The following is a 23,929-nucleotide window of genomic DNA, read 5'->3' on the forward strand; positions in this document are numbered from 1 at the left end:
ATTTATCTCCGGTTCATTTTTCCGTATCCTCCTGCTCCATACTCTCCCTGTTTTGCCGCCGGCTTCCTCAGATAAATTTCACATACTCCGAGAAAGACGGACGCTGCACACAAAGCATATAAAAGAAACATAGAGTTTCCCATAAAATTCATTAACGGATTGAACCAGTCCAGGATCTGTATGACCATCAATGAAATACTGCAGATGATACAAATATGCCCTGCTATAATTTTTAAAAGATCGACTACTTTCATTATACTCCCTCCGTAATAAATATTCCGTCTTCTACTTTATGCTCTGACTTATACGGATGATTCACCACCTGATCTTTTAATGTCATAAAAGAACAGTGTCCTCCGTCCAGGTTATAAGCCGCCTTGCATCCCAGCTGTTCAAAAAGGCCCGCCATTTCATCCAGAAACATTCCTCTTGAATTATCCTGCCTTCCGTCTACAACCAGCAAACAGTAATGTCCTGGCTCGTAATAGCCGATAGCCGTTCTCGGATGAGATTCCTCAATATAAGGCCATGTCCGGAACGTTGTTTTTGCTTTTCCATTCCCGTCCAAAAGGCTTGGCCCGAAGATCCAGCTCTGATAGGCGCCGCTGTCAATAAGTTTCTGAGTATCCATTTCCTCCGGATTATATATTTTCATTGTTCCGTCCCAATTCAGGACACAGGTCTCCATGTCTGTCTGCTGTGCACGATAGATCACTCCATTGCGGATGATCATTCCATTATCCCGGTGTCTGCTGTTGCTGTAGGAATCCCCGTTTACCGCAAGAACAGATTTCATCCGCGCCGACATATCAGTTAATTTTTCATCATATCCTACCCCATACATATTCTGCGCGAAACAAGTCTGAAAACAGGTAATATCGCCGACATAAATATCAGCAAGCACATAGGAAATATTCGTCCCGTATTTTTCATGATTACCGTCCTGCGTCTTATCCAGCCGATTGGTATCACACGAATAATAGGTAAGTTTTACCGATACATTGGGACTTGTATATGAAGTATCCGTGGAAACGATCCGGTCTGTAAACTTATCTGCAAACTTCTCATGCCAGTCTTGTGTATCCAGAGACACCTTTGTTGTGGGAAGTCCATTGAGTTTTTTCTGACTCGCCAATTGGCTTTCTCTTTGACTGTCCCTCCGGCTTTCTTTTTGGCCGTCTGCTGCCCGCACTTCCATTGGCCTTGCCGAAATGCCTTTCTGCGGAATCAGATAATTCACACCGTAAATTCCTCCCAGCAGAAGCGCTGCAATCAGCAGATCCGATACAAAGGCAAGTATTCTCCCTTTTATTTTTCCTTTCATATGCGTTCACCACTTTTCTTTATAAGTACAGGATATTTTATGCCGACACTTTTTCTCACACTGAAGATCAGTTTTTTCTGGATGAGCCAGCTGATCAGGAAAAGCGTGCATTCTGTCAGTATCTTTGCCGGATACAGCGGAATGTACACTGCCAGAAAAATCTGAAGCAGTATATTGTTCAGCACCAGGATCAAACCTGCAAGCATGACATAGTCCAGCAGAAAACTGGAAAATGAAACAAAAGAAAACTTTAATAATTGCCTGTAAATCCGCACCGAGTCCCTTACTTTCCGAAAATGAGAACAGCTATTTCCCTTATCGTGATAAATCGTTTCTATCGGTACTTCGATGATCGGTATATTTGCTTTTGCGCAAGTCACCAGTACATTCATCTCATATTCATAGCGCTCCCCCTCTATATCCAGCATAAAATCAAGAAGTCTCGTCGAAAAGGCCCTAAGCCCGGTCTGTGTATCTGACACCTCCACTCCGGTTTTCATCCGAAATATTCTTCGGGTGATCAAATTTCCCATCCGGGATTTCCAGGGAACATTCCTGTCAATAGTCCTGCTCCCCCACGATCAGCGCCATCGGTTCTGCCGCTGCTTTCATCAGAAGCTTTTCCATATCATCAGGCAGATGCTGCCCATCTGCGTCCATAATCCCAACGACTCTGCATTCCCATAGCTCTTCTTTGATATATTTCAAAGCCGTTTTGATCGCCTCGCCCTTTCCCCTGTTCTCTTCATGGTGCAGAACAATACACTTCTCCCCTAACTCCCAGAACAGCCTCTCATACTTTTTATCACTTCCATCATCTACAAGAATAATCTGATTTTCCAACTCCCAGTTTCTTTCCACAATTTCCCCCAGCCCTTCATCAGGATTCAGCGCCGGTATGATAACAGTTCTCTCCATCCTATCCCTTCTTTCATCTTTGTTTTAAAACGTAGTCTAAAGGATAGTTCTAATCACTTCGTATAGATTTGTTAAACAAATTTTAAATATTAAAAAACCAATAACCTGCACTCAATGTTTGCGGGTTATCGGCCTGGGAGGTTTATAAACCTGTTCGTCTGATCTGCACTGCCTTTCCTTTATTAAATAAAAAAATAGGAATGAAACTATTCATAATATATTTTCGCATTTATTCCTCTATGTACATCCTACTGTATATATCAAGGATAGATTCCTTTGACCGGGAAATACCAATATCTGACAACCGTATATCCGTTTCCCGCATCTGCAAGATAAAATTTTGAATATCCGCCAAAACAGAAGAGGGAACATGAATTTCCTGTTCCTCCCTGACGAGAGGGAAGAGACGGAATACATCAAGCCGGTGTTTCCGAAGATCTCTGGAATTGACATGAATTCCCTGTTCCTTTTTACTCTTGAGATCAATCCACGCCTTCATTTTAAGCGGAATAATATGCTCTGCATCCAGAATCGAGATTCCAGCTTTCTCTATCCTCCCATTCAACAGGAAATGATAGTAGTCATCATTCAACAATATCGCTGATAGACTGGACACCTCATCATCGATATGCAGAGGCATAAGGTGAGTATTTGGCTGCAGTTTTACATTGCTCTGAGGACGCGAAAATAATTCAATCATTTTCGGATATGATGGATCTGTCGGATTGACAAAACGATAGAATTCCGGTTGTCCGCTGCTGCGATGGCGTGCCTGGTAACCCCATCATCAATAAAAGTCCAGAAAGCAGACGCGAATTCTGTTGTAAGTGCTTCTATAATGATAACCATATCAATATCTACGGTCTGCCTGAAATCCAGTCCGGCATCTGTCATAAGAAGATCACAGGCGAATCCGCCGATTATTGTATACTGCTCTTTGTAATCGCTGAAGTGTTCCTTAAAAAGATCAATCCCATTTACCATATTCTTCTCCTTATCATTCGTAATCTTTAACCGGAAGTCCGTGCTTCTCTCTGATCTCATCCAGTCCCATCTGTATCCGTTCATCCGGATCATTGTCAAGACTAAGCAAGAGAGAAATATCATCTACCCGTCCATTATCAGAAAGTAATTCCGGGGCATAGCTCCATACTTCGATAACCGATCCTCCAAAGTCTTCAAATTCCCGCTTTGATATGATGTATTCTGCAGGAATTGTCGATGCTATCCTTGCGGAGACAGCAATCCCTCTATCGTATTCTTTCGCGCCCACCATTGATATAGAAGAAAGTGCTTTTACACCACTCTGAAGAAGGTGCGGTCCTGATGGCTCGTTTTTCACATATATAACACGTTTTACCGGCGACTTCATCCTACTATATGCTTTCCTTAAAAATTCTGGTTTGTCAAACCGGGAAATAATCCACTTATTTGTACCTTCATTTTTTATTTCAATGACTCCTGATTCAGCCAGATCTTTGATCGCCCTACTGCAGGTTGCTTTTGAGAGCCGAAGCTTTTTTGACAACTCTGTCTGGTTCATAGTCCTGTTGTGCCCTGTATGGTAATATAAATAAAGAAATACCAGCTGCGTACCCGGTGCCATGGTTTCCTCTATATGGGAAACGGACGCACATTTTTCATTAAAAAAGCATACCCAGAAAGGTAAAAAAACCTGTTGTGATTCCGCTATAAAAGGCAGCCTGTTTTCTACTAAATTTCGGCGCTGCTGCGCAGTAAGCCTATCCAAATACAGCGCACACGGAACAGTGCTCAGTTTGCAAAAATTTACAAACTGCTTCTTTAAGGATGGAAGGCGCCAGGAATTACTATTCGGTGACAGCAATGCGCATCTGTGTTCATCCCACGATAAAAGTTGGACATTATAATTATCCCGAATATACACTGGCGTATCCCTCGGGTATTCATATGATGTAATTATAATATTATCACCAAATATTGATTTCAGAAACTCCATCATATCCAATCTCCTTTGAATCCCTCATAAGTTTCATTGTTTTTTTATTGTATCATTTATATTGAAACAATACAAGTTTCAATGAAATAATTGTTGATTCCCTTATAGTTTTAGTATTGCGTATTCTACAAATATAATACCATTTTATAAAAATGTAAAAGAGGAGGGGATTGTATTATGGCCGGCAGCATAAAAGATTTAGCAAATAAAAAATAGGCTTCGCCTATTCAACTCCCCTACCCCTCAATCATGAGGGGATAGGGGGTTTTCTTTTGTTACTTTTTCTTGCATAATAGACTTATGAACATCTTACAAAGAATCTTTGCAGACCATTATGAAGAAATTAAATATACTCTTCATCCCAGAGAGACTGAGATGGAAAATATCAATAAGATGATCAACTGTGGTGATCCTTCTTTTGGCGGTGCCATGTACAATTGTCCGCACTGCGGGAACTTCAAATTCGTTCCTTTCCGCTGTCACAGCCGTTTTTGCCCTTCATGTGGCAACAAATATTCTATGGAACGCACCACCAGTATGTCTTTCAAACTCGTTAGCGTCCAACACCGCCATTGCGTTTTTACTATTGATGAAAATCTCCGCAGCTTCTTCCTTCAGGACCGATCTCTTCTGAACTGTCTCTTCCATTCCGTCTCCAGTGTAATATCAAGGATGTTTTTCAATCTAAACCATGCCCAAAATTTTACTCCCGGCTATATCATGGTCCTTCATACTTTTGGCCGCGATCTCAAATGGAATCCCCACATTCACTGCCTCCTTTCCGAAGGTGGCTACAGTAATGACGGCTTCTGGCGCCATGTAAAACACTTTAACTACAACTATCTGCGCAATGCTTTCCGCACGGCTCTTCTCAATGAACTGGAAGACCGGATTGGACCTTCTTTCAAAAAAGTGAAAGCGAAATGTTACACTCAGCATAAGCAGGGCTTCTATGTCTATGCTAAACCGAATCTCTGCGATCCGAAAGTAGTGGCTAAATACATCGGCCGCTATCTTGGCAGGCCAGTAATTGCCACTTCCAGGATTGACCGGTATGACGGAGATATCGTTACTTTCCACTATAACCGTCACGAAGATGAACAGTATGTGGAAGAAACTTTGCCTGTTATGGATTTCATAAAACGTCTCATCCGACACATCCCGGAAAAACATTTTAAAATGATCCGCTATGGCGGTCTGTATGCAAGGCACCGCAAGATTGATTCAAAACTGCACCGTGTCATCTCAAAAGAAAAGCATAGGATATACCGCAGCTTCACTCAATGGAGAACATCTCTTTTTCTCTCCTTCGGATATGACCCCCTGTATTGTTCCGAGTGTAATCATAAAATGGAGTTCTTGGAACTTTATTACAACCACAAGCGCGTACCTCTCGAAGAAATGTACGAGAAAGTAATGTCCAAATCTCGTGGAAAGCGTTCCTCCGCGTAGAACCGTTGTGATATAATCCTCTCAAAGGAGGTTGCTTACCATGAAACCAGATATTGAGGAACTGCGCAAAAAGTACATAGAGAATCCACCCGAAGGAATGACATCCGAGGACATTCGCCATATGAGCGAGGATGACCTTCTGGATATGGATTATTTTCTGAATGAAGACGACCCTTTTGACGATTTGTTTGGAGAAGAAGGTTTTTATATCTTCTAAATCTAACCATCGTCCTATTGTCATGCCCACTCCCCTGTTGATTTAACATATGTTCGATCAGTAGGGCTTTTTCCCCCTTATCCAAAAATCGGAATTTCCTATAAAGTAAAAACAACCCGGAAAATAAACTTTTCCGGGTTCTCTAAAAGGCGCCAACCAGATTTGAACTGGTGATGAAGGTGTTGCAGACCTCTGCCTTACCACTTGGCTATGGCGCCGTATATAAGTGCCCTGCTCCGGTCATTTCTGCCGACCGCCGGGCACTTTTTTATTATAACAGAGCATTTCTTGTTCGTCAATTAAAATCCCAAATCTTCATTGACAAGGATTACCTTGATCCTTCCTTTTTCTTTGGAAAATCTTGTGACAAGGATCTGGCTGCAGATACTGTCCGGAGATTTGCAATTCGCACATGCTCCGGTCTTAGAGCAGGGCGTGCTCAGATCAAAACGCATAGCATTGATAGGCGCCGCCTCGTTTCTTGCGCGGGATACGGCGTCGTCCACTTCTTTGACAACTTTATTCATCCCTACAATGAGCAGAACATTTTTCGGTCCCCAGGCAATGCAGGCCACACGGTTCCCTACTCCGTCAATATTAACCAGGATCCCGTCTTCTGTAATGGCATTGGTACTTGCCAGGAAGAAATCACTGTGGAAAATATTAAGCTGCACTTCCCGTTTTTCTTCCGGAGATTTACAGGTATCCCTGTTATAGACCGTATAATTTCCCTGACAGACTTTTTCGATCAGTCCGATCTCCTGTGCGGACATGGAACCGCCCCAGCCGATCACGCTTCCTTCCGGGATCATATCCAGAGCTGTCTTAAGCGCTTCCTCTTTCGTCTCCGCATAATAGCCTTCCATTCCCCTGGATTCCAGCCCTTTCATTACTTTTTGTGCCAGCATCTGGTTTCTCTTTTTTCTGTTGTTGTCCATTTGTAAACTCCTCCTTTATGTTTTGTCTGTTTCGCTTCTTCTCTCCCAAATACGCTATGTTCTTATTTTGTGATATATTCCTTTCCCGTTTGTTCTATCGTTATTTTTCTATTGCTATCATTCTTACACGATATTTCCGGCGCGGCGGGCAAGGATCTCATCCAGAATGCATCCGGCCACCTCCTCTTTGCTCATGATCTCCAGTTCTTTTACCGCGTCCTCTGTAATCAGGGTTACAATATTGGTGTCCGTTCCAAACCCGGCTCCTTCCACCTTCAGATTGTTGGCAACGATCATATCCACATTTTTCTTCTTCAGCTTTGCTTTGGAATTTTCCAACATATTTTCGGTTTCCATGGAGAAGCCGCAGATAAACTGTCCTTCTCTTTTATGGCTTCCGAGGAATTTCAAAATATCTTCTGTACGCTCCAGGGAAAGACTGGTATCGCTATCCGATTTTTTTATTTTTTCATTGCTGACGCTGGCGGGACGGTAATCCGCCACTGCTGCCGCTTTAATGATAATATCTGTCTGGCTGCTCCTTTGGGTCACGGCCTCGTACATATCCTGTGCACTTACGACTGGAACAATGCTGACAAACATAGGCGGTTCTATGGAGGTGCGCCCGCTCACCAGTGTCACATCCGCTCCCCGCAGTGCGCAGATACGCGCAATGCTGTATCCCATCTTCCCGCTGGAATGGTTGGTGAGATAGCGGACCGGATCCAGGCTCTCCTGGGTCGGTCCTGCTGTCACAAGGACCTTGAGCCCTTCCATATCTTTTTTATATGCGCATGCCTTCAGTACATACTGATACAAAATATCCGGCTCCGGCATTTTTCCCTTTCCTACATCTCCGCATGCAAGTCTTCCCTCCGCCGGTTCCACAATCTCCATGCCATACTCTTTTAATTTTCTAAGGTTGTCCTGCGTAACCGCATTTTCATACATGCGTGTGTTCATGGCAGGCACAATGATTTTCGGACAGGTGCAGGCCAGAACCGTCGTCGTCAGCATATCATCCGCAATTCCATGAGCAAGCTTCGCGATCACATTGGCTGTTGCCGGAGCAATGATCACTGCATCAGCCCGGTCTGCCAGAGAAATATGTTCTGTGCTGTACTCATGGTTTCTGTCGAATGTATCCGTATGGCACCGCTGATTTGTCAGTCCTTCAAATGTCAGCGGCGTAATAAATTCCTGCGCATGTTCCGTCATGATCACCTGCACATCAGCCCCTGCCTTTACCAGAAGACTGGTAAGATAAGCGCTTTTGTAAGCTGCGATCCCCCCTGTTACTCCCAGAAGTATGGTTTTGCCCTTTAACAGTTTCAACATGTTGTAAATTCCTTCCTTTCGTGCTATACTTCCATCGTAATTGTATTATATCCCTACAGAGGGAATGATAACAAGGAGGAATTGAATAATGAGAGAAAAAACACATGACACCAGATGGATGGTCTGTGTTGCACTTATGGCAGCGATCGTCATTGTCCTTGCGAACACACCGCTTGGCATGATCCAGCTTCCGATCATTAAGGCGACAACAGTACACATTCCTGTCATCATCGGAGCAATCCTTTTGGGGCCTTTTGCGGGAGGCGTTTTGGGAGCCGTATTCGGCATCTGCTCCGTCATCAGCAACACCATGGCACCTACACTTTTATCCTTTGCGTTTTCACCTTTTATGAGCACGACCGGATTTCCCGGAGTTGCCAAAGCGCTGTGGATCTCAATCGGATGCCGTATCCTGATCGGCGTCGCCGCCGGCTGGCTCTGGCGCCTGTGCCTTCATTTCCACTGGAATCAGACAATCTGTCTTCCAATTGTGGGCTTTGCAGGATCTATGGTAAATACCATCACCGTCATGGGCAGCATTTATCTGTTCTTTGCCAGAGAGTACGCCCAGGCACAGGACGTAGGACTGACTGCCGTGTGGGGACTCATCATGGGAACCATCACCGCATCCGGCATTCCGGAGGCCGTCGCATCAGCTGTACTTGTGCTGGCGCTGGGAAAAGTACTTTTGAAATTTATGAAAAGAAGTTTGATATAAAAATAACGGGAGACGTAGTAAAATTGAATTTTGCTACGTCTCCCGTTATTTTTTTAACGTCTGATTTCCAGCAATTTTGCTTTCAGTTCTCCTTCCAGCCGCTGTATTTCCTGTTCCGCTTCTCTTCTCTTTGTCCGTCCTTCCTGCTGGATCTGCATTACCTCATCAAGGGTGGAAATAAGAGATTCATTTGTGGCTTTCAGTGTTTCCATATCCACGATTCCCCGCTCGGATTCTCTGGCGGATTCTACAGACGCCATCTTCAGTTTTTCTGCATTTCTGCGAAGAAGTTCATTTGTCATATCTGTCACTTCCCGCTGTGCAGCTGCTGCCTGTGAGGAATGCTCCACGCCAAGGGCAAGCACCATCTGACTTTTCCACAGCGGCACTGTATTGACAATGGTAGATTGGATTTTCTCCACCATCAGCGTATCATTGTTCTGCACCAGCCTGATCTGCGGAGCAGTCTGCACTGCGATCATTCTTGTCAGCTCCAGATCATGAACTTTCTTTTCAAAACGTACACACAGAGATTCCAGGTCTTTCGCCGCCTGAATATCCTCCGGGAACCCGCTGGTCTCCGCTTTCTTTATCATTTCCGGGAGTTCTTTTGTCCTTACATCCTCTATCTTCTTTTTTCCTGCCGCAATATAGAGGTTCAGCTCTTTATAATATTCCAGATTCTGCTGATACATCTTATCCAGAAGAGCTGCATCTTTCATAAGCTGAACCTGATAGCCCTCCAGCGTTTTACAAATCTTGGAGATGTTTGCCTCCGCCTTATCGTATTTTGCTTTCATGGCTGTCAGCTTATTGGCATTCTTCTTAAAAAATCCAAAAATTCCTTTGCTTTCTTCCTCGTCAAAATCTTTCAATTCAGTGACGACATCGGTAAGCAGCCCGCCGATTTCACCGAGATCTTTGGTACGCACATTTTCCAGTGCCTTTTCAGAAAAATCCGCCATCTTTTTCTGTACGCCGGAGCCATACTGCAAAACGGCGTTGGAATCATACAGATCAATCTCTCCGGCAAATGCTTCTGCTCTTGCTTTTTCTTCCTCTGTAAGAGAGGTCTGTTCTGTTAGGGTTTGATATTCTTCGTTCATACTCATTTCCTTTCCTGATCTGTTCTGTTATTTTCTGTTTTTCTGAAGGCCGTCCTCTGTCAGCCCCTCCTGCGCCAGCATTGCTTCCAGTACGGAAATATCAGAAGAAATATCCCAAGCCACGTCTTCAAACAGGCTGTCCAGCAATTTCTCAAAAGCTGTATTCAGCGTATCCAGCGTCTTTTCAATCTCTTCTTTTGCCTGACGGATATTTTCTCCTGCTTCCGGCTGGCCGTCCAACTGCTCGTAAGCCTCCAGAAGTTTCACCGTTGTGGGGAGATAGTATTCCATCATTTTTTCAATATCTTCCACGGCAGAAGGATCTTCCTTCACCCGATCAAATATCCTGCGGACCAGAAGTTCGATCCGGTCAATTTTCCGGGAAATTTCCACTCCCGGAATGGCGTCGTTGCACTCCCTGATCTTCTTCACATACCAGTTTCCCAGACTGATGACTTTTTCTGCTTCCGTCTCCGGCTTTTCCGGTGTTCTTTCCTGCCTCTGTCTCTCCTGTTCCCTGGCTTCCCGGCGCTCCTTCTCCGCCTGCATGTGGGCTTCTCTTTGCCGTTTCAGCTGCTGATATTCTTCATAAAATGCGTCCGTCACCATAAGGCAGGTTTCCTGATCGTCCAGATGCCCCTGCAGAAACCAGCGCTTTTCGATCATTTGTTTCAGATCCTTTACAACGCCTTTTGCTGATCTTCCGCTTTTATCGGCCAGTTCTTTTACATTGCAGTAGACTCTTCCCTGCATAATCTCAATATATTTATGAAAACGCCTGTTCCTTCCAAGGCGGGTCCTGCCGTTCCATATAAGAACAACTCCCGCTGCGACCAGCAGCAAAAGCGTCCCGATCAAAAGGCCTCCCAGCCATGGAAATGCTCCTGTTACCGCTACGGTTATTACAGTTGCCGCCAGCACAAGACTGCTTGGAATCAGCAGGAGGCATCCGAGAATCGTTAAAATGATCCCTGCTGCTTTTACTCCTTTATTGCCGGCAAAAAGAGTGAGGGGCTTTGTATCCGGCCTGCTGTATTCCTGTCCATCCCACCGGAAATCCGGTCTGCTTTTCCCAAAATCGGCGTCGGCCTGCCGGAATCCTTCGCCTGTCTGACGGACACTCTCCTTGAACTGAAACACCGCGTCATTTACTGTATTTGCAATTGTATCATTAAGTCTGCGAAAATCCTGGGAGTCAATGGCATTTTGAACGATGTTCCGAATGTCGCGCCCCCATCTTTCCCAATCCTGGTTCATGCTTTCTGCGTCCTTTCTGTTCTTTGTCTTCCATTATAGCAAGTTGCCGGCCTGCTGACTAGTGTATTACTGCATTCCCTTTCAGATAAGTTCCCCTTGTGATATAATATTTTTATAAGCATCTGCCATGCAAAAACTCCGTAAGGCCAAACACCAGCGAGCGTGAAGCCCAAGGAAACTAACGTTTAAGCATGGCGCATAAAAAGGAGGAATACTTTATGTCCGAGAATAACCTATCCTGCATTGACTGTGCTGTAAAAAACTGCGACAAGGAGGATCGCTCCTATCCGCCTTTCTGCCTCACAACGCACATGGATCACGAGATTCTTAACGAAGCTCTCTCCTGCTACCAGGAGCCGGAAAATCACGCAATCATGTGCGCTGCCGCAGAAGTGGAATTTGAGCACTACTGTAAATATACCAGGGTAGAGGAAATTATGGCTTTTGCCGAAAAAATAGGCGCAAAAAAGATAGGCATAGCCACCTGTGTGGGACTGCTGGCGGAAAGCCGTACCCTGGCGCAGATTTTTCGCAGCCATGGATTTGAAGTTTACGGAATCGGCTGTAAAGTAGGCGCCATCCCCAAAACAGCTCTCGGAATTGATGAAAAATGCAACGGCGTAGGCAAAAACGCCTGCAATCCTATTCTGCAGGCCAAGCTTCTTAACGCCGCGAAAACCGACCTCAACGTGGTAGTAGGTCTCTGCGTCGGTCACGACAGCCTGTTTTACAAATATTCCGACGCCATAGTTACAACAGCCGTGACAAAGGACAGAGTTCTTGGGCACAATCCGGCGGCTGCACTTTATACTGCCAACTCTTATTATTCAAAATTAAAACAGGAAGGTGAGGTATGATGAAGAAATTATCTTCAGAAGAATTAAAAGAGCAGTTAAAAGAACGAAAAGAAGGCTCTCTGCTTCCTCTTCGCGAAATTCTGGTTGAAAATGCCGACCTTAGCGGCTGGAATATGGATCATGTTGACTTTTCCCTTTCCACTTTCCGAAACGTCTGTTTTAACGGATCAAGCCTGAAAGGAAGCGCTATAGAAAACTCTCTGTTTGATCAGTGTACGTTCCGCAAAACCTGCTTTCAAAACGCCAATATGAAAGGCGCTGCCCTCCGCTATGACGATCTGACCGGAGCCGATATCCGGGGCGCCAACCTCTTTTCCGCAGTGTTAGAGTTCGCCGATCTGACGGATATTATTTCTGATGAGGATACAAAATTCTTCCGGCTCTACTGTCCGGAGAAGGGCGCTTTCCTTGGATATAAAAAATGTTTCAACAATCGGCTGGTGCAGCTTCTTATCCCGGCTGACGCCAAGAGAACTTCCGCCACCCTAAACTCCTGCCGCTGCAGTAAAGCTAAAGTTCTGACGATCAAAAGCTTCGACTATTCCGAAGAATATGCCGAAGCCTGGTCTCTTGTAGATGAAAATTTTGTTTACCGCCGGGGTCAGTGGGTAGAAGTCAAAGATTTCAATGAAGACCGGTGGCAGGATTCTACCACCGGAATCCATTTCTGGCTCACCCGCGAGGAGGCCAAAGCTTATTGATGCATCAACGCTTTAAATCCCACCTGTTAACTTTCTTTTGACTTCATATCGCTTTCTGTATTTCCTCGAGCTATAATCGTCTCAAATATATTAGCGAAGGGAGAGATATATATGGAAATTGGCGATAATTTAAAAAGAATAAGATTAAAAAGGGGACTTTCACAAAATGAAGTCGCTGATAAATTAAACATATCTCGACAAGCTGTTTCTAAGTGGGAACGTAATATATCTTCACCTGATATAGAAACATTAGAGAAATTAAGGAAGCTTTATGATGTAAGCTTTGATGAACTAATAACACAGACGGAAATAGACAGTAATGCTTCTATTGTTGAAAAAAGTGATAATATGGACATATTTGAAGGTCAGGAGAATAGAATAATACATTGCCTTATTATTATTGGAATGCTTGTATTATCTTGCTCATTACCTTTTCTTGGAATCATTATCTCCATTTTTATCATATACTATTTAGTAAAAATCAGGTCAAAATCTATCCTGCTTTTTTCTTGCTGCTTTCTTGCCATTTTTATCAATACCTGGAACACTTGGGCGTTTTTAAATAATGCTTTTATAAAAGAAGCGACAGCCACTGTTGAAGTAGTGGCTGTCAATTATAAAAATAATTATTTAGATCACCTCGGTTTTTAAAGCACTTCCTGAAATACAGGCTTTTACCCCTGTGGGAATCGCTATTATACCAGGATAATAGTTAAATGTATACAAAGCTTCTTTTGTACTTGTTAATCTAAGCCTGGCCCCTTCTATTCTACCTATGTAAGCGGCATAAAATGGATCATATGCTGACACTAGCTTATTATCTTTTACTTTTACCTTAAATCCCGCTCTCCAGCTCCCGGAAGATGTGCATGTAATCTGATAAGAATTGTCCGCAATTCTTTCTTCTGAAACGATTTGCGATATGACTACATGTATAGCATTTCCTTCCTTGTCTAATATATCAAATTCTTGAGTACCACCTGTATTTATATTATACGATGCGCTTGAGACTGTAGCGGCATACACTGGTGTATTTACTGTTAATAGTGCAAGTATACAAAAAACACTTAATGCAAAAACTTTTTTGAAGATCGTTGTTTCATTATAAACTCCTTATCAATCTTATTTCTTTATAAATAGCATCCGTACATATCTAAAAATTTCTACCCCCATTATCATTGCTCCTACACTTAAGAAATTCTGCCAATTCAAATGAAAAGAAACTGGATAAAATGAAAAATATATCAGTTGTATAAAAAGTGTTAACATCCAGATGGAAGGGATATCCAATAGCAATACATCTAAAATAAGAGTTTCCTTTTTCTTAGGACAATAAGCTATATAGCTAAATATAATCCCTATTAGTATGCTCGTAAAAAATAGATACCATATTGTACGAGCACAGTTGTCATAGGTGATTTTGACAAAAGCTCAATCTTATCATTTAAATCTGTATATAACCAAAACAGATAGCAATATAGAATTACAATAAATATATAGGGCTTTTTGTTTACTTTCATACTAATGCTCTCCTCCACCTGGTTCCCATACATTTCCATATTGCGTCGTCACAGATACCACATATTCTGAATTTCCATGCTTATATTTTACCAAAAAGTCACACTTTAAAATCCCCCAATAATATGTACTATAGAAATATTGAAATCCTAAATTACTTTTTCTATATACAGTGTTTTCCTTCGGAGAGGCAATTATTAAAGGATTACCTTCTTCGTTTGCAATCCCTAAAGTATAATTACCTCCATCGCCCTGTTGCCCCCAACAAAGCGGATGTGCTGATAAATCGTGTACTCCTGTTTCGCGAAAATTGTACGCTTTTGTTTCAACGGCTGTCATTTTACAGTATTCTTCTCCATTATCTATTGATTCATCCGCTCCAGCAGTAGTATCACTTCTTACTGCCATACTAATAACAGAGTACGTTTCATCAATGTCACCTGAACGATACGTTGTAATCTTTAACGGAGTTTTACTAATAAATGAATAATTAATAAAACCATTTCTATTTTCAGAAATGCTAATATTTGCTTTACCTCCTATAGATTCAAGATCTAAATCAGTTATATTTTTTGCCTCCTTCAAATCATTTTCATAGGATATATCATCTGCATTGGCAATCTCTATTGACTCAACAGATTTTGCATCGATTTCTTGTGGCTCATTCGCAAAGACACTATTTTTAAAAGAAAACAGAATTGATAATGCCATAAGTAGTGCCATAACAGCTCTAAGTCTATATTTTCTCTTTCTCTTCATATCTCTCCATTTATTTTTTAATTCCTTTTAACTACTGGTTTCAAAATCAAGTTTTCAAGAAAGCTTTCTTAAAATATAATTGTAATCTAAATGTATCTTACTAAAATTTCAAGAATCTAATTGTTTCAGGAGGGAATCTGACAGTTGCATATGTGATTTTGTAAATTTTTATATTTCTTTTATATACTTTTATACATAATAATATTTAATGAAATTATTCTTTTATTTTTTATGAGAATTTCAATTCCTCTTTACATTCTAAATGGGGGGCATAAACAAAGAGTTACGCAAGCGGGACTCTCGCGCCGAGCGCGGTCGCTTTAGCGGCAACTTCTACTTCGCACGATTGCGCATCCCGCGGAGCGTTTTATTTAATAGGATTAGGGTGTCAAAAGGTTATGAACCTTTGATATAAATTTCTACCTTGAAAACTGAACACGATATAAGAATATTCTTAAATCTTTGATACAATCAATGTATCAAAGATAGAGGTGATCGAAATGGCTTTTGTATCAAACGATACCCAGCAGATGTCATTGGCAGACAGTACCTTTCATCTGACTAACCGAGAGCGTAAATTTCTTGAAAAATCCTGGGCCAAAACATTTGCAGATAAGATTTTTCCTGCAATAGATGAAGATCTGTTTTCTGTTTTATACAGCGAAAAGGCATCAAGGCCGAATACTCCTGTAAATGTGATTGTCGGAGCGCTGATACTGAAAGAAGCGCTTGGCGATTCAGACGATGAACTTGTTCAGGCTTTGATGTTTGATATCAGATATCAGTATGCACTCCATACGACCAGTTTTAAGGAGCACCCTTTAAGCGACAGGACATTGAGCAGATTCCGCGCCAGATGTCTGGCATATGAAACGGAAACAGGGATCGACCTGATCCACATTTGTGTGACATCTCTGGCAAAAGAGATTGCAGAATTTATGGGTCTGGCTCCTTCCATGCAGAGAATGGACAGTATAATGATCGCTGCAAACATCAGAAATCTTTCGTTACTGGAACTTTTTTATACCTGTGTTTCAAATCTTGCAAAAGTTATGGTGACCCGGGATGTTCCCCTTCCGGAAGCGCAAAAGCACTATGTCGAGAAAGATGATTATAATGCATTCATTTATCATCAGCGCAACCTTGATGCCAATAACAGGACACACCAGGTCATGCATGATGCAGAAAGGCTTCTGGATATCTGTGGCGGGGATTTTGACGATACCAGCGAATATCAGCTGTTGATCCGGCTGCTTAAAGAACAGACAACTTTTCATAACGACGGGACCCGGCGTTTGCGCGAGAAAAGGGAAAAAGAGGATCCTTCAAAAGTGCTGTTGAATCCATCGGATCCAGAAGCAGCTTTCCGTAAAAAGGCTGGCAGTAAACAAAGGCCACTTTTAGATATGCCTTTTGACACCCTAATCTTAATAGAAAAAAATTTCCTGTCAAATAAAAAAGACGACCCGGCAGAAAAATCCGGCTTTCATAAAACCTGGATTCTGCAGGAACGTCTTCCTTTTATATATCAGGGTACTGAAGTTCGGTATTTCCCGACAGCCCCTCTTATAAAGGCGCCAACCAGATTTGAACTGGTGATGAAGGTGTTGCAGACCTCTGCCTTACCACTTGGCTATGGCGCCATATGACTCCACCGGGAATCGAACCCGGGTTACCGCCGTGAAAGGGCGATGTCTTAACCGCTTGACCATGGAGCCGGATATTATATTGTCGAATCACTGCCTTAAACCGTGACCGAGAATTATAATATCACACCTTATAAGAAAATGCAAGCACTTTTTATAATTTCTTTGAAGGTTTTATACGTCTTTATATACCCTTCTCTTTTTCCTCCCATTTTCTCATTTTCAGCTTCAGCAAAGCCAAAGCTTTCTTTGCATCAATCTCTGTTACTGTATTTTCAGCCAGTACTTTTGTCTCATCGCCGTCCTGTTCCATTCTATCTCTCGATTTATAATAGCATACCACTCCATCCAGATATTTATTCTGTACAACAAAATCTTTTGCCGGGCACTGGCTTAAAACCGCAGTAGATATACCCCTTTTTTCTGTCTCTTCGATAGCATGGGCATAATCTACATGATTATTGCCAATACCATTGCAGGAGAAAACTGCACCGTCCACTCTCATACATTCCAAAGATACGCCGACTCTCTCGGCAGATAAATATTTGTCTTCGTTTTTGTCAGGAGAACCCACGATCACAATTCCCCGAAGATTCACATCCGCATCTTCCGAAAGGACTTCCACCAACGGATCTCTGTAATAATGAAGTGTTGTTTCCTTCATACTCGTTCCGATTCCCATAAAACATCCTCCTTTTAATCCATCGCGTGCATAATTCCATCCCGAAATTCATTGGGCGTCACAATTACCGGCATCCATCCCATATCGATCACAGATCTGCCGCCCTCATATCCGCCGGGTTCATGGCCGAACAGCCTTGTGTCATAGACCGCTCCCTGGCCGGATACTTCTTTTACAATTACCACATCCTTGCGTCCCGGCTCGTAAGTCTCCTGAAACACATGCTTTTCCGTACATTTATAGCCATTAAATTTTTTCATCTGACTGCGGAAGATCTGGCAAAAGGCGTCACATGCTCTGTGGATTGCTTCCGGTCCCGGCCGGTCCGCCCATGTACCTTCTTTTAACACTACATCAAAGGAGATCAGGATATCGCTTTCCAGCGGCGTACCCGGACGTCCCCATGCAATCTTGTCCTTAAGGATCCCGTCACTGGCACCGAAGTTGCATACCTGACGCCCGCCTTCATCTACTCCGGTCAATATCACATATACACCTGTTAAAGTATGGGTGATCCCTTCTCCCACCCGTCCCAGCACCTTAGTGGAAAGCGGAATGACATCCATCACCGTATTGGTATGCTGCTGATGCTCATCGGGCTGTATGATCCGGATTTTAATATCACTGATCAGCGGCTCCCCGGCCTTTATGCTGTCCGCAATCCCGGGCTGTACAGTCATATGGCCATCCACATCGATTCGATTTTCTTCTCCGTACTCTACCGAATAAACATGATAGGCACGGACTGTAAGTCTGCTTCCTGTTTCCATCCTCTTCGTCCCCTTTCTATTACACGATATGCAGGAAAATTTCCCTGTACATCTGGCTCTTACCCGTTCTGCTGCCGGTTATAGACAAGAATCAGTTCCACCATTCTGTCATAACTTACAACGCCATCCTGCTGTCCGTTGGCCTTCAGATAAGTGTCATTTACCTCATTTGCCACCTCTGCCACCGGACTTTCATACTTCTGCCAGAACTGGCTGTTTGCTTCCAGATCAACTTCCGCTTCTTCGCAAAGCTCTGACCGTATCTCCCGATAAGCTTCGTAATCCGTCTCCTGCAGAGCATTGGTACAGTAGATCCATCCAAGAAGCGCCCCACTGTACTGAAACTCTGTATCATCCGACTCAAGCGCTGCCAGATAACCGATAAAATTTGCCTCCTGCTCCTGCATAAATCCTTTGAGATGGGCCAGCTCATGACAGGCTGTAAAAGGAATATTATAATCTGTCATTTCCGTATTATAATTTGCTTCTATCGTAAAGGGAGAATATATTCCTGTCAGTTTCTGGACAGAAAGAATCCAGGAAAACACAAGTCCTTTCGGCCGAGGATACTCTCCTTCCAGACAGTCATATTTCTCTCCCAGCTTTTCCATGGCAGCCACTGCTCTTTCCTGAACGTCGCCTGTCAGCTTCATCTGGCCGGACTCATCCCGATAAACTTCCGAGGCAGTTTCATTGACCTGATCTGTCAGCATCCGGCACGCTTCCTTCAACTCTTCCACCGTTCCCCCCTCCACCTCAAGGGAAGTCTCCTCTGCAAAAGATGTACGATAATAATTTACTCCACATGCCGCCGCATAGATAAAAAACAGGATTCCAGCGGCCAAAAGCAGACCCGAAAAGAACTTGGACAATGGGGCTGCCGCCTTTCCCGAGTGTACGGCTTCTCTGATCGTCCGTCCGATACAAAAGACAAAAAACACTGCCAATATATATAGAAGGAACTCCGATACAGATATCGGAAATATCCCAAAAAAACGCCCTGCTAAAGACACAAGTGCTTTATATATATGTAGGCTGTACCACGTGGCAAAATTCGGAAATGAACGGGCTGCAAAGAGAAGAAGCACTGCGGCCAAAAGCAGAAAAAGCCCCTCCAGCGCCCTCTTTTTTTCTCTCTGCCCTTTCCCCTTCTGCTGTTTTTCCCCCGTCTGCAGCTCTTCCTTCCCCTGTCTCATCCTCTGCAAATCTTGAGCCATCCGCTATTCCTTCCTAAGTAAATTTCAATCCTGGATTTATCTACAGTATACTGCAAAATCTCTGTAATTACAAACAGGGAACTCCTGTTTCCAGGAGTCCCCTCTGTATTAAGAGACACTTCCTAAAGTTTAAAACAAAGTCTGCACCGGCCATTTTACAATTTACCGTTCCATCCCTCTGCTTCTGCTTTTCCTAAGATATAGAGAAAAGCAATAGCCGGAACACGCAGAATGGGTACCTTTGTTTTATGCTTGGTAATACCAAAATCGTCCAGGCGTTTTGTGATTAAAAAAGCGTTTGTCACTTTCGTTTGTTCGTCCCGGCATAACTCGACAATGGCATCTGTCTCTGTAATGTGAGAATTATTACGGTATTTCACTTCACAGAGGATCTTCTGACGGGGAAGTTCTACCACCACATCGACCTCTTTCTGATTATTCTTTGCCTTTCTGAAATATCCAAGCTGAGCAGGACTTCCCTGATAAAAAGAAACCATATGTTTATAAACAGTTGTTTCCACCATTGCGCCGAGTTCCTTTTCATCTGAAAGTACATCGTCAATCATCAGCACTGCATTACGGATAGCCGCATCAGCAATGAATATTTTCGGCTTCCCTTTTAGAGCACCTTTGCTTCCTACATCCATTGGCTTTGCCAAATAAATGAGATTGGACATTTCCAGCGCTTTAATATAACTTTCAACCGTTGTGATCGAAGTATTTTCCAATTCCTTTGCCGCGGTAGTAGCGTTAAAAATCTCGGTTGAGTTCATACACAAGTAGAGAAACAGCTTTTCCATCAACAGAGGACTTCGAATATTAAAGAGCGACAGCACATCTCGCTTGATAACCTTATCGACCACGTCTTCCCTCAGCATTCTCTGTGCATAGACATCGTCGTCCGATAACACCAGCTCTGGAAAACCACCGATCATTAGATAACGATTAAAATGATTTTGCAATGGAGTAAATTTGTCCATCAAACTGCCAAGCTGTGCCGAACTAAAGCCTTGAAGCTCTGATAAACGCAGCTCATCCTCCAAAACAGGTAAATCGAGACCAAGCAGCCTGCAATACTCATAAAAAGACATAGTAGGTATTTTGAGAACGCTCCAACGCCCTGTGCCGCTGTCTGCAGCCCCCCTTTCCAGGATAGGACTGGCAGACCCTGTAGCAATCAAACGAATATCCTTTCTGCTGTCATAAATCACCTTCATCCAGAGCTCCCAATTTTCAGTGTACTGTACTTCATCAAAAAGAATATACCTTGTACCCTCTATAGGGTACATTCCTTCATAGATGGACAGCACATTTTCCACATTGACAAGTTTCAGAATCGGATTATCAAAGGTAGCGTACAGAATATTTCCGGGATTGATCCCCCGGTCTATCAGATGGTCAATGATCTGATAGAGAATTGTCGTCTTACCCACACGTCTCATGCCAGACAAAACAGCAAATCTTCGTATCGTTTTATGCGTAAGTATTTTCAGGGCTTCATAATATGCCAGCCTTTTGTGCGGCTTGCTTTCTTCCTTGATGGCAGAAGGCGTCCGCCACCACGGGTTATACTGCCGCAATACTTTAATAACTTGTTCATCATTTACAATCGCCATAATACACCTCCATAATACTAGTATTCTATCGGAGTTTAACTATTATATGCTCCATTTTTACGCGCCGTTTACAAAGTATATTATATCAATAGTCTTTACAAATTGCAAATTATATTACAAAAATATGCAAACACCGACATAATCCTCCCTAAGAGGAATCCTTGACTCTTTTGCAGCGCCATACAGCAAGGTATCCTCCGGTAATCCACATAGACAGACATGCACACAATCCAATGTAGCAAAATACAGGTTTGGCGTTTTTGCTAATCGTTTCCATTCATTATTGGCAAAAGGTTTTATTTCATACTTGCCAAAAATAACAAAAATACTATGCAATAGACTAATCTTTTGCATAGTATTTTCTATTTTTCCTTTAATCGGGTCCTTCAGGCGGAATAAACCCGCAGCCCATTCCCACTTTATTTCCTTTCTGTAAATATGCCTTCAACGCTCTTTGAAGACTTGTATCTTCCGGATATTCTTCTATCCGGTCCGTCACCTTTCCAAAGACTCTTTCTTCTGCCTGCCTTGCAGGTATCTCATTATAAACAAAAAACAAATCCTGAAACCGGAGAATATTGGACTGTTTTGAAAGCAGATTGTGAAGCTGCGGAGAAAGAAGCCAGGATTCACAGTGAAATCCATCGTACTTATAAGAAACCACTTCTTCAAAAAATCCCGCCGCTTCTTTAAATGAATCTTTCACTGCCTGTACATCCAATGGCTCCCCTTCGGGAATATGCACCTCCAGAACCGGAATCTCTTCCCCTTCCTCCCAGTTTTCATCTTTCAGCCGGGAAGGTTCATACTGCAGCCGTCCGAGGCGGTAAATCTTCCTTTTAATAGGAAGGCTTGTCCACTGGTACTGTTTCATCCCCGGGATGCCCGTCTCCTTCAGACAGTGTCTGTACCAGATCTCCATATCCCGAAATGTATCATAATAGATCCTGTCGGATATTCCCGCTTCCTTATAAGAAGGATAGCTCTCCGCTCCCCATTTCATATAGAGATACAGTGCTGTCTGATACTCTGTCTTCTCTTTTTGCAAAGCCTGATAAAAGGACGGCTCATCTTCTTCAAATAGTTTCCTAAGCTGCGCTTCCTTTTCCCCTGGTATCCGCCCTGCCTCTGCTGCTTCAAAGGGAAGTCCGATTTGCCCGCTCTTTAAAATTCGTTTCACTTCCTGGTAGAAAGGTGTATAACGGAGAACATGGCAGATCACAACAGTCCTGTTCAGTTTTTTTGCTACCCGAATGATCTCCCTGCACTCGTTAAGATCCGGAGAAATCGGTTTTTCCATCAAAAGGTCATATCCCTTTTCCATCGCCTTGATTGCCTGCCCTACGTGCTGCTGATCCTGGGTAGTAATGAACATAACGTCCGCCAGTTTCGGCTGACTGATCATTTCCTCCGCACTGGTGAAACAGGATTCATCCGGAACATCATAAGCATCCGCCACCTCCTTCACCTTAGCCGGATCAATATCAGCAATTGCTACAATCTTCATGCGATCCGGAAACAGCTTTGCCGCCGGGGCGTATGTATCTTTTCCTCTGCTTCCCAGCCCTGCAAGCGCCACTGTTACTTGTTTTTTCATTTTTGTCTCATCCTTTCCAGCAAAAGATATTTTTCGGCCGAACAGTTTATCTTTTGTTTTTAGTAATTTTATTATAATTTATACAATTCTTTCCTGCTTGTCTTATTCCTTATTCAAGTTATCTTATTCTATCTATTTTTTAATATTTTTTTCACAATATTTTTATATTATCCTTTTAAATTCTTTTATTTACAAGCAAAAATTTGTTATTTCTAAAATTTCTCTCTTTTTTTCTTGTCAGATTTCCTGCATTGTGTTATCTTTTTTAGTAAATTGTTAAGATTAAACACTTATTTTCAGGAGGCATACAAAGGCATGGCATATAAAAGCACCCATCTGAAACGGGAATTTATCATCAATGAAATTATCACCATTCACTATTTTGAATATATGAAAGATTTTTTCTTTTCCGGAGAATCCCATGATTTCTGGGAGCTGATGTATGTAGATAAGGGCGAACTGCGTGTGACAGCTGACGCTTCCGTCCACCTTCTTGGCACAGGAGACGTTATTTTTCATCGCCCCAACGAATTTCATGCCCTGCACTCCATAGGCGACAAGGCTCCAAACCTGGTAAATATTTCTTTTATCTGTCATTCTCCTGCCATGAAATTTTTCGAACAGAAAGTCTTTCATCTGTCAGCGGATGAACAATATTTGATTTCGGCCATTGTCCGCGAGGCAGGTGCAGCCTTCGATTCACCTTTAAATATTCCGCAGGTGGAACAGGTGTCTGTTAATCCGAAAGGCAGATTCGGAGCGCAGCATCTTGTTCTTCTATACCTGGAAGCTTTTCTTATCACTTTGTGCCGTCATCATTTGGAAGATGTCCCCGCGCTTGCCGGAACAGAGCAAACTTTTGAAAACACAGATCCCGTCTCCCCTTTTCAGGCAGAATCCACCCATCTGGCCCTTCAGAACATTCTGGATTACATGGAACTGCATCTGTGTGAACGCCTGACAATCGCTTCTCTGTGCAACACCTTTTCCTTAAGCCCCTCCTCGCTGTACAACCTGTTTCACAGAGAATTTCATCATGGTGCAATTGACCATTTTCTGGAAATGAAAATCGACGCTGCAAAGCAGCTGATCCGCGACGGAACCATGAATTTTACAGAAATTGCACACTACCTTTCTTTTGGTTCACTCCAATATTTTTCCAAACGCTTCAAGCAGTCCACCGGCATGGCGCCCATGGAGTATGCTACGTCTGTTAAAAACTACTCCAATTCCCAAAGCCTGTCCAGCAACCTTGCCAAGCGTCACGGAACGAGAAGAAGCTATGATTGAACAATAAAAAAAGAGCCGCATGCGACTCTT

General features: G+C 43.0%; 25 protein-coding genes, 3 tRNA genes and 1 pseudogene. 8 read left to right on the top strand and 21 right to left on the bottom strand.

Translation table 11 applies throughout. The annotated features are described in order from the left end of the window. Positions 1-2: 2 nt before the first annotated feature. From R2J37_RS14600 to R2J37_RS14630, 7 genes are all read right to left on the bottom strand, one after another. Positions 3-254: a hypothetical protein gene (locus R2J37_RS14600; RefSeq protein WP_316265773.1), complete on the bottom strand. Its 252-nt coding sequence runs from the start codon at positions 252-254 to the stop codon at positions 3-5. Next, entirely contained in the window at positions 254-1,324 is a 1,071-nt protein-coding gene (locus R2J37_RS14605) for a phosphodiester glycosidase family protein (RefSeq protein WP_316265775.1), read from the bottom strand. Before R2J37_RS14605 ends, R2J37_RS14600 begins: the two co-directional genes overlap by 1 nt. Then, positions 1,321-1,857: a glycosyltransferase family protein gene (locus R2J37_RS14610; RefSeq protein ID WP_316265777.1), complete on the bottom strand. Its 537-nt coding sequence runs from the start codon at positions 1,855-1,857 to the stop codon at positions 1,321-1,323. The genes R2J37_RS14605 and R2J37_RS14610 overlap by 4 nt, the downstream gene beginning before the upstream one ends. A gap of 25 nt (positions 1,858-1,882) precedes the next feature. Beyond that, a complete protein-coding gene (locus R2J37_RS14615; protein WP_316265779.1) occupies positions 1,883-2,242 on the bottom strand; it encodes a glycosyltransferase family 2 protein in 360 nt (119 codons plus the stop codon). Positions 2,243-2,471: 229 nt separating this feature from the next. Continuing rightward, positions 2,472-2,942, bottom strand: coding sequence for a hypothetical protein (locus R2J37_RS14620; RefSeq protein WP_316265781.1), 471 nt, complete (start codon positions 2,940-2,942; stop codon positions 2,472-2,474). Next, on the bottom strand, positions 2,939-3,226 hold the full coding sequence (locus R2J37_RS14625; RefSeq protein ID WP_316265783.1) for a hypothetical protein: 288 nt from the start codon (positions 3,224-3,226) through the stop codon (positions 2,939-2,941). Before R2J37_RS14625 ends, R2J37_RS14620 begins: the two co-directional genes overlap by 4 nt. Before the next feature lie 13 nt (positions 3,227-3,239). Next, the gene (locus tag R2J37_RS14630) at positions 3,240-3,785 is read right to left on the bottom strand and encodes a helix-turn-helix transcriptional regulator (RefSeq protein WP_316265785.1); all 546 of its coding nucleotides are present in this window, start codon (positions 3,783-3,785) and stop codon (positions 3,240-3,242) included. Between the two features lie 735 nt (positions 3,786-4,520). Here R2J37_RS14630 and R2J37_RS14645 point away from each other — a divergent pair. Both R2J37_RS14645 and R2J37_RS14650 read left to right on the top strand, forming a co-directional pair. Beyond that, positions 4,521-5,672 carry an IS91 family transposase gene (locus R2J37_RS14645; RefSeq protein WP_463510212.1) on the top strand — a complete coding sequence of 384 codons (1,152 nt, stop codon included), beginning with the start codon at positions 4,521-4,523 and terminating at the stop codon, positions 5,670-5,672. A gap of 40 nt (positions 5,673-5,712) precedes the next feature. Then, complete coding sequence (locus R2J37_RS14650) at positions 5,713-5,889, top strand: hypothetical protein (RefSeq protein WP_164488446.1); 177 nt, start codon at positions 5,713-5,715, stop codon at positions 5,887-5,889. Between the two features lie 147 nt (positions 5,890-6,036). Here the strand turns inward: R2J37_RS14650 and R2J37_RS14655 are convergent. From R2J37_RS14655 to coaBC, 3 genes are all read right to left on the bottom strand, one after another. Next, positions 6,037-6,107, bottom strand: a tRNA-Cys gene (locus R2J37_RS14655). An 81-nt stretch (positions 6,108-6,188) separates the two neighbouring features. Next, positions 6,189-6,827 (bottom strand): lactate utilization protein, encoded by a 639-nt coding sequence (locus tag R2J37_RS14660; protein ID WP_230105016.1) that lies wholly within the window; start codon positions 6,825-6,827, stop codon positions 6,189-6,191. Positions 6,828-6,950: 123 nt separating this feature from the next. Continuing rightward, positions 6,951-8,156, bottom strand: coding sequence for a bifunctional phosphopantothenoylcysteine decarboxylase/phosphopantothenate--cysteine ligase CoaBC (gene coaBC, locus R2J37_RS14665; protein ID WP_316267056.1), 1,206 nt, complete (start codon positions 8,154-8,156; stop codon positions 6,951-6,953). Positions 8,157-8,253: 97 nt separating this feature from the next. On the opposite strand from coaBC, the gene R2J37_RS14670 reads away from it, so the two are divergent. After that, positions 8,254-8,883, top strand: a complete 630-nt coding sequence (locus tag R2J37_RS14670) for an ECF transporter S component (protein WP_256195838.1) — start codon at positions 8,254-8,256, stop codon at positions 8,881-8,883. A gap of 53 nt (positions 8,884-8,936) precedes the next feature. Here R2J37_RS14670 and R2J37_RS14675 read toward each other — a convergent pair whose 3' ends face one another. Beyond that, a complete protein-coding gene (locus tag R2J37_RS14675) occupies positions 8,937-9,989 on the bottom strand; it encodes a toxic anion resistance protein (RefSeq protein WP_316265790.1) in 1,053 nt (350 codons plus the stop codon). A gap of 27 nt (positions 9,990-10,016) precedes the next feature. Further along, on the bottom strand, positions 10,017-11,246 hold the full coding sequence (locus tag R2J37_RS14680; protein WP_316265792.1) for a 5-bromo-4-chloroindolyl phosphate hydrolysis family protein: 1,230 nt from the start codon (positions 11,244-11,246) through the stop codon (positions 10,017-10,019). Positions 11,247-11,464: 218 nt separating this feature from the next. Between R2J37_RS14680 and R2J37_RS14685 the strand changes: the two genes are divergently transcribed. The 3 genes from R2J37_RS14685 to R2J37_RS14695 all read left to right on the top strand — a co-directional run bounded on the left by R2J37_RS14685 (position 11,465) and on the right by R2J37_RS14695 (position 13,455). Beyond that, on the top strand, positions 11,465-12,103 hold the full coding sequence (locus R2J37_RS14685) for a DUF1847 domain-containing protein (RefSeq protein WP_230105012.1): 639 nt from the start codon (positions 11,465-11,467) through the stop codon (positions 12,101-12,103). Beyond that, entirely contained in the window at positions 12,100-12,804 is a 705-nt protein-coding gene (locus tag R2J37_RS14690; protein ID WP_331490106.1) for a pentapeptide repeat-containing protein, read from the top strand. Before R2J37_RS14685 ends, R2J37_RS14690 begins: the two co-directional genes overlap by 4 nt. Before the next feature lie 111 nt (positions 12,805-12,915). Continuing rightward, the gene (locus R2J37_RS14695; protein WP_316265795.1) at positions 12,916-13,455 is read left to right on the top strand and encodes a helix-turn-helix domain-containing protein; all 540 of its coding nucleotides are present in this window, start codon (positions 12,916-12,918) and stop codon (positions 13,453-13,455) included. Here the strand turns inward: R2J37_RS14695 and R2J37_RS14700 are convergent. Together R2J37_RS14700 and R2J37_RS14705 are read right to left on the bottom strand one after the other, a co-directional pair. Beyond that, the gene (locus tag R2J37_RS14700; RefSeq protein ID WP_316265797.1) at positions 13,435-13,830 is read right to left on the bottom strand and encodes a DUF5626 family protein; all 396 of its coding nucleotides are present in this window, start codon (positions 13,828-13,830) and stop codon (positions 13,435-13,437) included. The two genes, R2J37_RS14695 and R2J37_RS14700, sit on opposite strands and share 21 nt — an antisense overlap. A gap of 495 nt (positions 13,831-14,325) precedes the next feature. Beyond that, positions 14,326-15,081, bottom strand: a complete 756-nt coding sequence (locus tag R2J37_RS14705) for a hypothetical protein (RefSeq protein WP_316265798.1) — start codon at positions 15,079-15,081, stop codon at positions 14,326-14,328. Positions 15,082-15,611: 530 nt separating this feature from the next. Between R2J37_RS14705 and R2J37_RS14710 the strand changes: the two are divergent. Beyond that, positions 15,612-15,878, top strand: a pseudogene (locus R2J37_RS14710) (transposase); the annotation flags it as partial. A gap of 775 nt (positions 15,879-16,653) precedes the next feature. On the opposite strand, the gene R2J37_RS14715 reads toward R2J37_RS14710, so the two are convergent. The 7 genes from R2J37_RS14715 to R2J37_RS14745 all read right to left on the bottom strand — a co-directional run bounded on the left by R2J37_RS14715 (position 16,654) and on the right by R2J37_RS14745 (position 22,609). After that, positions 16,654-16,724, bottom strand: a tRNA-Cys gene (locus R2J37_RS14715). 3 nt (positions 16,725-16,727) lie between these two features. Then, positions 16,728-16,799 (bottom strand) — tRNA-Glu (locus tag R2J37_RS14720). Positions 16,800-16,911: 112 nt separating this feature from the next. Continuing rightward, complete coding sequence (locus tag R2J37_RS14725) at positions 16,912-17,409, bottom strand: glycine/sarcosine/betaine reductase component B subunit (protein ID WP_316265799.1); 498 nt, start codon at positions 17,407-17,409, stop codon at positions 16,912-16,914. Positions 17,410-17,423: 14 nt separating this feature from the next. Next, entirely contained in the window at positions 17,424-18,179 is a 756-nt protein-coding gene (gene prdD / locus R2J37_RS14730; RefSeq protein ID WP_230104994.1) for a proline reductase cluster protein PrdD, read from the bottom strand. 59 nt (positions 18,180-18,238) lie between these two features. Beyond that, positions 18,239-19,396, bottom strand: coding sequence for a DUF3810 domain-containing protein (locus R2J37_RS14735; RefSeq protein ID WP_316265800.1), 1,158 nt, complete (start codon positions 19,394-19,396; stop codon positions 18,239-18,241). Between the two features lie 155 nt (positions 19,397-19,551). Continuing rightward, positions 19,552-21,012 carry an ATP-binding protein gene (locus R2J37_RS14740; protein WP_316265801.1) on the bottom strand — a complete coding sequence of 487 codons (1,461 nt, stop codon included), beginning with the start codon at positions 21,010-21,012 and terminating at the stop codon, positions 19,552-19,554. Positions 21,013-21,385: 373 nt separating this feature from the next. Beyond that, entirely contained in the window at positions 21,386-22,609 is a 1,224-nt protein-coding gene (locus R2J37_RS14745) for a Gfo/Idh/MocA family oxidoreductase (RefSeq protein WP_316265803.1), read from the bottom strand. A gap of 315 nt (positions 22,610-22,924) precedes the next feature. Here R2J37_RS14745 and R2J37_RS14750 point away from each other — a divergent pair, with 315 nt between their 5' ends. Next, positions 22,925-23,899, top strand: a complete 975-nt coding sequence (locus R2J37_RS14750; protein ID WP_316265805.1) for an AraC family transcriptional regulator — start codon at positions 22,925-22,927, stop codon at positions 23,897-23,899. Positions 23,900-23,929 lie beyond the last annotated feature (30 nt).

It is taken from the genome of Claveliimonas bilis (genome assembly GCF_030296775.1).
GTDB lineage: Bacteria > Bacillota > Clostridia > Lachnospirales > Lachnospiraceae > Claveliimonas > Claveliimonas bilis.